11 protein-coding genes are annotated in these 12,657 nt (G+C 41.8%); 4 read left to right on the forward strand and 7 right to left on the reverse strand.

The annotated features are described in order from the left end of the window. Positions 1–185 precede the first annotated feature (185 nt). A complete protein-coding gene (locus tag AK825_RS09310; protein WP_068036552.1) occupies positions 186–860 on the forward strand; it encodes an alpha/beta fold hydrolase in 675 nt (224 codons plus the stop codon). On the opposite strand, the gene AK825_RS09315 is transcribed toward AK825_RS09310, so the two are convergent. From AK825_RS09315 to AK825_RS09330, 4 genes are all read right to left on the reverse strand, one after another. Next, a complete protein-coding gene (locus AK825_RS09315) occupies positions 850–2,082 on the reverse strand; it encodes an HRDC domain-containing protein (RefSeq protein ID WP_082787284.1) in 1,233 nt (410 codons plus the stop codon). The genes AK825_RS09310 and AK825_RS09315 overlap by 11 nt on opposite strands. Positions 2,083–2,415: 333 nt before the next feature. Next, positions 2,416–3,009, reverse strand: coding sequence for a recombination mediator RecR (gene recR, locus AK825_RS09320; protein WP_068036554.1), 594 nt, complete (start codon positions 3,007–3,009; stop codon positions 2,416–2,418). A gap of 107 nt (positions 3,010–3,116) precedes the next feature. After that, on the reverse strand, positions 3,117–3,446 hold the full coding sequence (locus AK825_RS09325; RefSeq protein WP_068036555.1) for a YbaB/EbfC family nucleoid-associated protein: 330 nt from the start codon (positions 3,444–3,446) through the stop codon (positions 3,117–3,119). Positions 3,447–3,538: 92 nt separating this feature from the next. Next, complete coding sequence (locus tag AK825_RS09330) at positions 3,539–4,822, reverse strand: O-succinylhomoserine sulfhydrylase (RefSeq protein WP_068036556.1); 1,284 nt, start codon at positions 4,820–4,822, stop codon at positions 3,539–3,541. A gap of 489 nt (positions 4,823–5,311) precedes the next feature. Between AK825_RS09330 and AK825_RS09335 the strand changes: the two genes are divergently transcribed. The 3 genes from AK825_RS09335 to dusA all read left to right on the forward strand — a co-directional run bounded on the left by AK825_RS09335 (position 5,312) and on the right by dusA (position 9,565). Beyond that, entirely contained in the window at positions 5,312–6,955 is a 1,644-nt protein-coding gene (locus AK825_RS09335) for a phospholipase D family protein (RefSeq protein WP_068036557.1), read from the forward strand. 231 nt (positions 6,956–7,186) lie between these two features. Further along, the gene (locus tag AK825_RS09340) at positions 7,187–8,461 is read left to right on the forward strand and encodes an MFS transporter (RefSeq protein ID WP_227514159.1); all 1,275 of its coding nucleotides are present in this window, start codon (positions 7,187–7,189) and stop codon (positions 8,459–8,461) included. A gap of 132 nt (positions 8,462–8,593) precedes the next feature. Further along, entirely contained in the window at positions 8,594–9,565 is a 972-nt protein-coding gene (dusA, locus tag AK825_RS09345) for a tRNA dihydrouridine(20/20a) synthase DusA (protein WP_068036560.1), read from the forward strand. Between the two features lie 56 nt (positions 9,566–9,621). Here dusA and AK825_RS09350 read toward each other — a convergent pair whose 3' ends face one another. The 3 genes from AK825_RS09350 to sppA form a co-directional block, all read right to left on the reverse strand. After that, complete coding sequence (locus tag AK825_RS09350) at positions 9,622–10,413, reverse strand: CPBP family intramembrane glutamic endopeptidase (protein ID WP_068036561.1); 792 nt, start codon at positions 10,411–10,413, stop codon at positions 9,622–9,624. A 67-nt stretch (positions 10,414–10,480) separates the two neighbouring features. Continuing rightward, entirely contained in the window at positions 10,481–11,368 is an 888-nt protein-coding gene (locus AK825_RS09355) for an alpha/beta hydrolase (protein WP_068036562.1), read from the reverse strand. 135 nt (positions 11,369–11,503) lie between these two features. Beyond that, the gene (gene sppA, locus AK825_RS09360) at positions 11,504–12,565 is read right to left on the reverse strand and encodes a signal peptide peptidase SppA (RefSeq protein ID WP_068036563.1); all 1,062 of its coding nucleotides are present in this window, start codon (positions 12,563–12,565) and stop codon (positions 11,504–11,506) included. Positions 12,566–12,657: the final 92 nt, after the last annotated feature.

Raw genomic sequence — 12,657 nt, forward strand, 5'->3', positions numbered from 1 at the left:
TATTTATAGTCAGTTCAATATAAAACAAGTACGTTCAAAATAGCGTTATGCTGGTATAAATTTTAAACTAAATCGACTATAACATCATCGCTAAACAATCCTATTATTTAGCGATATAATAAAAGCTGAATGCGATAAAAATTAGCTTAACTCATTGTAATAAAACCACTTTTTTGGACAATATCATGCAACATAAAAATCGGGTCATTCTTATTCATGGCTTACATCAAACCGCATGGATTATGCGGCCATTGGCTAAACGCTTACAAGCAGCAGGTTTTGATACTCATCAATACAGCTACCGTAGTATGCGTGATGGCATCACAACCAATAGTCAGCGTCTCAATACATGGCTTGAGCATAACCATCATCCCGACCTGCCGATAGATTTGGTCGGGCATAGTTTAGGTGGCTTGATTATTCGCGATTTTGTTTATCATTACCCAAAGTGGCAGATTGGACGCTGCGTGACCCTCGGGACACCGCATGTTGGTAGCGTTTGTGCCGATTACATTTGGCGATTGACCCCTGTTGTCGTAGGTCGCTCATATGTTGATGCATTGGATGGGACGGTTGCGCCATTGCCAGAACATGTTACTTTGGGCGTGATTGCGGGCAATAAGCCCTATGGCTTGGGGCAGCTATTTTTGCAATATCATAATCGCAAGCTGCGTAAAGCAGGCCGATCGCAACTTGAGCAGGAGCTTGTGCATGATGGGACGGTATATGTAAAGGAGACTAAAATTGATGCTGCTACTGACCATATTGTCATGCCTGTCTCACATACAGGCATGTTAGTTAATGAGTCAGTGGCGGCGCAAACAGAATATTTTCTACAGTATGGAAGATTTAAACGTTGATACCCATACCTTGCTGCAATTCTGTTTTATGCTTTTTAATGACAGGAATTAAAGTTTGCATTACCCAATCATTGCGCCAGCCCTTTAAGCCTTGCGGTAGTTCTGCTAAATCTTTATCAAAGGCAATCACTTCGTAAAGCTGCCCCAGCCATTTTTTGCGCATAAGCACGTTAGCTGGCACGCCAATTTTTTCTGCTTGTGCATCTACCGCTTGTTGAACCGCTTTTGACAATACTTTGTTTTTAGAGCGATATGGGGGTAGCAGACATTCTGGATGCTCAGCAGATGCTAGATTTTTTGCTTCTTTGATGACCTTTAGCAACTCTTCACCATAAAGACGCAACATACTACGGTGAATTGTTGTCTTATGGGCAAGCTCACGCATACTGGTTGGCTTTTCAGTGATAATCTCACGCACTGCTTGTTTTTTAATCACAAAAGTACGCGGCTGATTGGTCGAACGTGCCAGCGCTTCACGCCAAGTAGCAACCGCTTGCAATATCGCCATTTGTTGCGAATTATAGCGATAATCTGCCATCGTTAAGTACATGGCCTCATCTTCTACATGCTGCGTTTGGTATAGCTCATAAGCATACAACTGGCAATCTGCCCATACATATTCAAACAGACCTTGTCTTTTTAACTCATATTCAAGGCTCAAATATAGCGCTGGTAAAAAACGTACATCATCGATTGCATATTGCTCTTGCTCATCTGATAATGGGCGTTGCAACCAATCAGATTGACTTTGTTCTTTATCAATATGCATATCCAACTGATCATCAAGCGCCTGCTGATAGCCCATTTGTAGCTGCCCAGTCAAATAAGATAAGGCAATCTGCGTATCAAAAATATTAGTCAATGGCGGACAACCAGAGAGTAAATAGAAAATACCTAAATCTTCTCCACAAGCATGCCAAATCGCAACATCAACTTCACTTAGCGCTTGCCAAAGTTCAGCTAATTGTAACTGCGGTGCATCTAATAAATAAATATGATTGCCCGTATTTAGCTGCACGAGTGCCAAACGCGGATAATAAGTATCACGCTTGATAAACTCAGTATCTAAAGCTACTCGTCCGCAAACCTTCAAGGCTTTGATGACTTCGTCTAATTGCTCTTGCTTACGCACCCAAGTGACAGACGCTTCATCCGCTATGTCTAGCAGCGCATCAATATCTGGCTCGGCAGGCACTGCTGCTGAATTAGCAACTGCGTGCATCTGGCTATTATTAACGCCTTCAGTTGGGTTAGAGTGCGAAATACTATCTTGAGAAGAATGGGTTTGAGAAGTTAAATCAAAAGAGCTAAGGTCAGACACGGGCAGATACCTGCATAGATAAAAGAGAATAAATCGCTAACAATAGCGCTTAGAGATAGAAAATTAAACGATTATATCAAATCAGAATGCTTAGTTCGGAATGGATAGTTCAAAACACTTGATTCAAAATGCTCAGTATAACAACACCAAGTATAAAATGATAAATAAGCGCTTAGAAATTTAAATTCTGAGAGCTGCTATGTACCAATCCAAAAGATACATGGCTTGTTTTTATTATAAAAAGGAGCGGTTTTGCATAGCTTGCCCAAGAGTCATACTATCAAGATATTCAAGCTCACCGCCCATGGGTACGCCTTGTGCCAAACGCGTGACTTTATTGACGTGACGACTGACAGCCTCACTAATAAAGTGCGCAGTCGTCTGACCTTCAACGGTGGTACCCGTTGCCAGTATGAGCTCCTCGACTGGTTCTTGCTTGACGCGCCACACCAATTGGTCAATATTTAAATCATCAGCGCTGATACCATCAATCGGTGACAGATGCCCGCCCAAGACAAAATAACGTCCACGGTAGCCTGCAGTCTGCTCAATTGCCATAACGTCAGCGGCGGTCTCGACCACACACAGTATCCCATCATCGCGTCTTGGATCTTGGCACAACGGGCAAACTGCATCATCACTAAAGCTATGACAACGCTGACATTCTACGATATCACGCATTGCCTCATCAAGTGCTTGGGCGAGTGCCATGCCTTGTGGGCGTTTTTTAGTGAGCAGATGTAGCGCCATGCGCTGGGCACTCTTTTGACCAACACCCGGCAAAATACGCAGCTGTTTAACCAGCTGATCAAATTTGGCTGTAAGCAAAGTTGCTTCCTTTATCTATAAACCGTAGCTATAAAAATGGGGTCGCATCCTATAGATAACAACCCCATTATTGTCTTCAATATGCAGTATTTACCGCAAATTAAGGCTTAGAATAAACCTTGCATACCTGGTGGTAGACCCATGCCTGAAGTCGCGCCAGCCATCGTTTCTTCATAGAGCTCATCCGCTTGACGAACCGCATCATTGATAGCAGCAGCGATTAAGTCTTCAATCATATCAGGCTCATCTTCAAGCAAGCTTGGATCAATACTTAAGCGCTTGACCACATGACGACCAGTCATAGTGACTTTTACTAGACCACTACCCGCTTCTGCATGGACTTCTTTATTAGCTAAATCCTTTTTTGCCGTCTCAACATTGGCTTCAACTTTCTTTTGCATCGTCTGTGCTTGTTGCATAAGTGCTTGAATGTTCATAATTGCCTCTTTCTTTTATAGTAATGGATGATAAATGATGAATAGCTGTTAATCATAAAATTGATACGATAACGTTGATTATACCGTCATCTTTATAAACTGTCTAAACCACGCGCCAAATCTTTGATAATATCTTCTACATCTTCTAGACCTACTGACAGACGGATAAGCCCATCTTTGACACCAGCCTCAGCGCGCGCCTCAGGTGTCAGTCGAAAATGAGTTGTGGTCGCAGGATGCGTAATGGTGGTTTTGGCATCCCCTAAGTTGTTGGTGATAGAGACCATTTGAGTCGAGTCGATAACATGCCAAGCAGCAACCTTTGGATCACGGCTATCCGCATGAGCAGATGCCTCAACTTCAAAACCCATGATGGCGCCATAGCCTTCATTCATATGATGTTGACGCTTGGTAAGCTCGTGAGATGGGTGATCAGAGAGTCCTGAAAAGTGCACTTTACTGACGTTAGGATGACTGACCAAGAACGCTGCTACTTTATTAGCATTGGCACAGTGAGCTTGCATACGTAATTTAAGTGTCTCAAGTCCTTTGGTAAAGACCCATGCATTAAACGGACTCATACTGATACCGCCTGAGCGCACGACTGTAAATGCCTCTTGCATCAGCTTATCACTACCGACCAGCGCACCACCCAATACTCGACCCTGCCCGTCTAAGTATTTGGTTGCAGAATGAATCACCACATCAGCACCCAAATCTAATGGGCGTTGCAGCGCTGGCGTAGCAAAACAATTATCAACGACTAGTAACACATCGTTAGCTTTACATAGCTGACTTAAATAACCGATATCACAAATCTGCGCCAAAGGATTGCTCGGGCTTTCGCAATAAATCACTTTAGTATTTGGTTGTATGGCATTTGCCCATGCATCATTATCGAAACAATCGACGTAGCTAACCTCAACGCCGAACTTAGCCATATAATTATTGAATAGCCCAATAGATGAGCCAAATAATTGATTGGCGGCAAGCAGATGATCGCCTGCCTTTAAGTAGGCTAAGCACATGGTCAAAATGGCGCCCATGCCTGAAGCTGTAGCGACAGCGCGCTCGCCATTTTCAAGTGCTGCTAAACGACGCTCAAAGGTGCGCACGCTTGGATTGGTATGCCGTGAATAGACGTTACCAGTCTTGGTGCCATCAAAATGCGCAGCGGCATCGCTTGCTGAGGTATAGACATAAGAGCTGGTAGTAAATATAGGTTCGGAGTGCTCGCCTTCGTCAGTACGGTGTTGCCCTGCACGAACCGCAATGGTCTGCATACCATAATCGAGGCCTAAATCTAAGGCATCATTACGCCAGTTTGGATCTAATTTATTTAGATTACTTTCATCTTGCACTTGCGACTGACTCATAAGTTTTCCGTTGCTATGGTTAGTATTAAGATTACTGCTTATCTTTCTAATTATAGATTGATGAAGGCGTTTATCATATCATGCCACTATATTTCAGACATTAGATTTCAGTTAGTAGGTTTAGTTAGTAGGTTTAGTTAGTAGCTTTCAGGTATCGCTGCTAACTACCTATATCTTTCAAGACAGCTAAAATTGATGATTAGTTTTGAGTATTCCTAAAAGGTTATTTTTGAAAACTATCTTGCCAAGCGATAGAGCCTACGATAAGTTGTCGCTTCAACTCGATTAATAGCTCAGTCTAAGAAAAATAACGTATTTTTAATAGGCAGATATTGCGACACCTGCTAAGCTAAGCAGCGATTTAATTCGTGTTCTAAACGTTGCTATTATATAGCTCATAAACAATGCTATTATTACTCTACATTAGTCTGTATAAATTCCAGTATATTTTTAAGCTCACTTTTTTAAGCTCATTAAGGTAAACCAGTTATGTCGATGTTAAGTATAGAGCCAAGCAGCTTGACGCTGAGTCTAACACTTGGACTAACCTTAGGCCTTAGTGGATGCCAAAGCTTGCCAAAGCAGCCACATTTGCCTGAAAGCCAAGCGCTATCAGCGCGCGTTAATGCTTTATACCAACAAGACAGTAGCCTAGACAGCTCTCAAAGTAAAAATACTGACATTAGTAATACCGACTTGGTTGCAGCCATTAGTGAACAAAATGACATTCACCCTGAGTTATCAGGCTATCATCCGATTGTAACTGGTGCGAACGCTTTTGCCTCACGTAGCATTTTGACTGATATGGCTACTCGCAGTATTGATGTGCAGTACTATATTTGGCATGACGATCAGGCAGGTCAATTACTATTGAAAGACTTATGGGAAGCAGCTGAGCGCGGAGTTATTGTACGCTTGTTGCTCGATGACTTTAATAACGATGCAAAATTTGATCAGCATTTACTGCGTTTTGCCAGTCATCCAAATATTGCTGTACGTATTATTAATCCCTTGATGCACCGCAAGTTCCAAGCGATGAACTTTGTCACTGGTCTGCCACGTATCAATCGGCGCATGCATAATAAAAGCATGACTTTCGATAAGCAGATTACCGTTATTGGCGGTCGTAACATTGGCAATGAGTATCTTAGTAATGATCAAAACAGTCAATTTGCTGATTTAGATGTGCTGCTCATCGGCAAAGTGGTTGCAGATATTGATAATAGCTTTATGAGCTACTGGTCGGCACCGATATCTTTTGATATCGAAACGCTGGTTACTCTAGATAAAGGGACTACCAGTAATTTTTTAATCGGTTTAGATAAGTTAGATGAAGATGAAAAGAGTAGTTCACGCAGCAGTTTAGCTATCTACAAAACAGCTATTGAAGACTCCTCTATTGATGTTGATTTGGTCAATAAACGCGTGCCATTTCGTTGGACAGACATGCAGTTTTTGAGTGATGACGTTGGAAAATTAACCAAAACAGTTCCTACCGATAGCAACTTGGTTCATCAATTACGTACCTTATTAGGCAGTCCGTCTAAAAAGCTCACTATCATTTCATCGTATTTTGTCCCAACTAAGGATGGAGTAGATACTCTGGTACAGTTGGCAGAATCAGGTATCGATATAAAGATTTTGACCAACTCTTTTGATGCTACTGACGTGACTGCAGTGCATTCTGGTTATAGTAAATGGCGTCCTCACTTGCTGGGTGCTGGTGTCAAAATATATGAGCTAAAATCGACTGCTAGTGAAGAGAAACGTGAAAATAAATTATGGAAAGCGCGCAGTCAGTCATCAACCAGCTTACATGCTAAGACTTTTGCTGTAGATGACCATCAGGTCTTCATTGGCTCTTATAATGTTGATCCACGTTCAGCTAACATTAATACTGAGATGGGTGTAATTATCAATGATGATGAGCTAGCCAGTCAGTTGCATGAGGCGCTTAGTGATGATCTATTGAGTCAAGCCTACGAAGTAAAGTTAATAGATAACAATCAGTTACAGTGGCATACCATCGAAGATGGTAAAAAGGTGGTTTATAATTCAGAGCCACGAGTAGGTTTCTCTGACCACGTATGGCTCACTATCATGTCTTGGCTACCTATCGACTGGCTATTATAAAATTTAAAACTGTTTAATTTCTAAAGATGTCCTTAAATTGGTTAGTGGGCTTTCAAGCAAAATCCTCTTAGCTTAAAACGTTCTAATTTATTTTTTCGGCAAATCAGCATCTAATTATGTTGGTTTGCCGCTTTTCATTATGGCCGGTTATCTCCATGATGACCGTCTTAACAACCACTTTAATATGTGGATGCGTGATCTATTATGCCGTCTCGTTCTCAATATGCACTAATGTCTTCTAAAGACAAAAATATCGTTCTATTTATCTGCTTTTGCAGCGCTATTGCTTTTTTCGACTTTCTGATCTATTTATATATTGCAGACATTGTGTCCTCTGCTTTTTTCCCCGCTAGTACCAATCCTGATGTTCTAAAACTTCGAGGAATTGGGCTTTTTGCCGTGGGCTATTTGGCACGACCGCTTGGTGGCATCATTCTTGGTCGATATGGTGATATCAAGGGCCGTAAGCCGACTTTATTAATCAGTATGCTGATCATCGCAGGTAGTTTGCTGGCAATGGCATGTTTGCCAACGTATGCACAATGGGGATTAGTAGCTCCAGCCTTATTTATAATACTAAGGCTTATACAAGGCATGGCGTTTGGTCTTTATGTGCCATTAGCTTGGGTTTTTGTGGCAGAGCATGTACCACGGCAGTATTTATCAGTTGGCTGTAGTTATGTGACCGCCAGTTTTTTTATAGGCGTGCTACTATCCAACGCTTTTTTTGTATGGCTGACTGGTTCTATGACTCCTGAGCAACTAACCACTTATGGTTGGCGCTTGCCATTTTTTGTTGCAGCGGCCATGAGCTTTTTGCCATTATTGGCATGGCGCTTTATTGACGAGTCACCGTTTTTTTTAGAGATGAACAAGTCAAAGCCTAGTAACTATGTTGCCAAACCATTCACATTACTCTTTAAGCATTGTAAACATTCAATATTTATTGGCATGATGTTAACTTTGATTATTTCTAGCATTACTACCGTAATCGTACTATTGCTCCCAGACTTGATTGAATTGCGCTTTAGCTTGGACAAAGATTTGTTTGGGTTTTCACACAGCTTAGGTATTGTGTTTATGATTTTTGGTTGTGTGTTTTATGGAATACTATCTAACTATCAAAATTTCGGTAAAATTTTAGTCGCTGGTTCTATCTTACTAATCGCTCAAATGTTTGCCTTTTTTTACCATATGCAGGCTGGTGGCGATTATATTTTAATCATGTATGCACTCTTAGGATTTTGTGCTGGCATTGTTGGAATGGTGCCAGCTATTTTCGTACAGTTATTTCCGACCAATGTACGCCTAACAGGAATGGCGTTTTGCTACAACGTGACCTATGGTATTGTAGGCGTATCAGTACCTTTTGGGCTTGGCTATGCCACTACGTTTGTAAGTTTTTCACCAGCACTGTACATCGCTTTTATCGGCTGTATTGGAATTATTATGGGGGTTTATTTTTATAATTTGCCCGAATATAAAAAAATCAATCAGCTTATTTAGCATCGGTATTATTCAACTTACCTATTATTCATTTTTATAACTTCTTCGTTTAAAAGTTGAGTGTAATAATCTTTTTAACCCATTGCATCCAATATAAATATTTAAAAAATAAAATATTAAGGCTTAACAACCATGGTTGATATGACCAATAAACGACTCTCAGTCGCACCGATGATTGACTGGACAACGACAGATTATCGTTACTTTGCGCGGCTCTTTAATCCGCAAGTTTATTTATACACCGAGATGATCAGTACCGGTGCGTTAATCCATGGCAACCGTGCGCGGCATTTACGCTTTGATGCACTTGAACATCCTGTTGTATTGCAGCTAGGAGGTGCAGACACTACCGAAATGACTCAGTGTGCTGAATTTGCCCAGCAGCATGGTTACGACGAGGTCAATATCAATGTTGGCTGCCCCTCTGACCGCGTACAGCATAATAAGATTGGCGCTTGCCTAATGGCAGAACCCCATACGGTCGCTGATTTAGTGAAGCACATGCAGGCTGCTGTCGATATTCCAGTGACGGTTAAGCATCGCATTGGTATTGATGATTTTGACAGTTATGAGTTCATGGCAGATTTTGTACAAACTGTGGCCGCTGCTGGTTGCACGCGCTTTATCGTTCATGCACGTACCGCATGGCTACAAGGTCTTAGTCCTAAGCAGAACCGTGAGATACCGCCGCTACGTTATGATGATGTCTATCGTCTCAAGCAAGACTTCCCAGAGCTTGAGATCGAAATTAACGGTGGTATCGATACAGTAGCCGATATTGCAGCGCACTTGCAGCACATTGATGGGGTAATGATTGGACGGGCCTTTTATCACAACCCTTATCTATTAGCAGAAGCCAATAGCTTATGGGGGCAACCTGTACCCAAACGTTCAGATATTTTAGCGCAGCTGTATCCATATCTGGATGAGCAGGTCGCAAAAGGTGAAGCACTCTCTACGATGGCGCGACACTACTTAGGACTGTTCCAAGGAATGACTGGCGCACGCAAGTGGCGACAAGCGTTAAGTGGTAAGCCTCATTTAACGATTGAAGATATCAAGCAGGCAGCATCGGAGGTTCTACAGTTAAACCCTGATGCGTAGCTTGTTTTGGGTAAGACTGTTTTGACTAAGCTTATTTTGGCTAAACAGATTTTTGACTAAGCCACTTGTGCTAAATACTGCCACATAGCAACACCATTATTAATAATGTGTAATAGCATTGGCAGTATTAGCGAGCCTGATTTAATCCGCGCATAGCAAAATATAAATGCTAGTACCACGATAGTAGTGATTTCATAAATGCCGTATTGCAGATGAATAACGGCAAATATAAGGCTAGTCACGATACTCGCTACCAGTGTACCGCGCTGCCTTGAATATGACGTTGCAGCAAACTGCTCAGCAATGGCTGACCATAATATACCGCGAAAGACTAGCTCTTCATATATCGGTGCGACAATCACCATTGCAAAGATTAACAACCACACTGAACTGACAGATTGATATAAAGGATCTACGAAGACCAGTGGTGATTTATCCAACAAGTAAGTCAATGCCTGACTGCCAATCATAAATATCAATAGCAATCCAAGCATACCCATGCCGACTGCTATTGAGAACGGTTTGAGTGCTAAATACTGACGCATGTCACCAGATTTTAAGCGCACAATCAAATAGCTGAGTGCCATTAGTAACACGCAGCTAATAATAATCGATGCGCTTACTACTGTTCCATCATTACTACCAAAAAAGAATATATCACCCACTGTTGAGTTTTTGACGGCTGGCAACCATAGCTTGCCAGCGATATATATCCCAATCAATTGACTGCCAAAAAAAGCGATGACCATCCCTATAACAAGTAGAAATGCACCTAAGCGTGAAAATAATGGTAAACGCTTAGACTGCAGTGTCAATACATCGTTCGAAGCGGTGGCATGGTTTGGCATAACGTTATGACTCAAAACGGTAAACTGTCAATTCTAATAGAAAATTAATATTAATAATATCTAGCCTTTACGTTGGCAGTTGCTGCTTAATTAATGTTAATACCTGTAATGCTACAGATTCTGGATGCTCGAGTGGAAACATATGACCACCTGCATGCGTTTCGTAAGGAATACCCAGCCGTGTTTGTATTTGCTGCGGGAAACGACGCTTTAAAAATATACTATCTTCTCCAATAATCAGCGTAACTGGCGGTTTAGGCCTGCGATTAGGCGATAACCAGTACCAAGATGGATTGGTACGAAACACAGCAACCTCACTGTCTTTAGGGATTGCCAACGTTACTTTGCCATCTGCGCGCTCACATAAGCCATGCTGAATATAGCCCTCAAAACTACGTTCATCAAAATGCTTAAAAAAACCTTTATGACGCATCTTCTCGTAAGCATCTGCACGACTGTCCCAAACGTCACGACGATTCTTAGATATTCCGGATGGTGACAACTTATCCATCATGCGATTATCCATCAGGGGTAGCTTGTCAGCCGCCTTTGCCACATGCCAAATCAAACTGGACTTGCCATAAATCCAAGGCGGGTCCATGAGTACCGCTTGACTAAAGATTTCGGGTGCACGGTATAACGCCTGCAAGGTACACATAGCACCAAGTGAATGCCCAACTCCTATCACTTGCGTAACACCATGTTTTTCGCAGGCAGTCTGTGCACTATCGATAATCTGCTGGGTTAGACTGCGCCAATGATTATCAACAGGATAATTTGGATCGCCACCTAGCATCGGTATATATTCAATCGTAAAAAACTCAGCCAACTTCTCAAAGAATGGTTGATAGACCGCACTTGGCATCCCATTGGCATGGGCGAAATGGATGACCGGCTTCTGGGTTATTTTGGATACAGGCAACGATGCAAAGGTCTGCAAATTGATTTCACTCATGACAGGCTCTCATTGGTTCATATTATTATTTGGTACGTTATTTAGAATTATGAAACATCATATATAACTGAGGCTGAGCATAACTATATGCTCAGCCTCAACAATCATACACATTAAATATAAAACATAAAATGCTTAACGCATTTGCACGTTACCATCTTCTTGCGGTAATACATCAAGATTGATACTTGAACCAACGCCTGCGCCTAGTTTGACTGCGAAGCGATCCATAAACATTTGGAACGGATCCATCGGCGTATAGTTAACCACATTGTCTAATTTTAAATCTCTTTCCAAACTTGCAATACTACCAGTCTTGTCGGCTAATCCTAAAGCTATCGATTGCTCACCAGTCCAAAACAATCCTGAGAATAGTTTGTTGTCTTCTGGATTTTTCAAACGGTCGCCACGACCTTCTTTTACGGCATTGATAAAGTGCTTATGCGTATTAGCGAGGACTTTTTCGACATGTTGCTCTTCGTAGTTACTTAACGGACGTGACAGGCTCAAGATATCTTTATACTCGCCAGCCGTGATAGTACGATCTTCAACACCTACTTTGTCCATCAGGCTTTCGATATTATAGCTTGGCATAATGACGCCAATAGAACCCACTAAACTTGATGGATTAACATAAATCTCATCTGCAGCTGATGCAATATAATAAGCACCAGATGCACCAATATCACCAATAACAGCATAGAGCTTCTTATCTGGATACTCTTGACGCAAGTCCATCATGGTTTGCCAGATTTCATCTGATTGTACCGGAGACCCACCAGGTGAGTTAATCTCTAGCGCTACCGCTTTTGAGTTGTTATTTTCAAAGGCGCGCGTCAATGCTTTGCTAATGTCATAGGCATTGGCAGCGTCAGCGTTACTTATCGTCCCTTGTAGTTCAACTACGGCTAAATGTGGCTTACTGGTATCAATTCCGTCCAGACCAGAGGGCGCTTCACTAGTGCAACTACGACCTACCGTTAAAAATAACAATAGGATATAACCGAAAGTGAGCAATTTGAAAAAGATACTCCAACGCCTTGAGCGGCGCTGCTCTTCTACACTGGCTAATAAAGTTTTTTCAATGAGACGCCATTCTTGTCCACTTGGCTGATTAGGCGAGATTTGCTGCGATGTTACCGGCTGATTTTCTGAATTATCAGGACGTTTATTAGGGTCTGGTGGCCAGTTGGGCATATAACTTCCTAGGTAAGAAACAATCTAAAACAATAAAAAAAATGGTCTAGAACATAAATATAGTAAAAATTGAAATATATGAATATTCTGTC

Source organism: Psychrobacter sp. P11G5 (genome assembly GCF_001593305.1).
In the GTDB taxonomy this organism is placed as follows: Bacteria; Pseudomonadota; Gammaproteobacteria; order Pseudomonadales; family Moraxellaceae; genus Psychrobacter.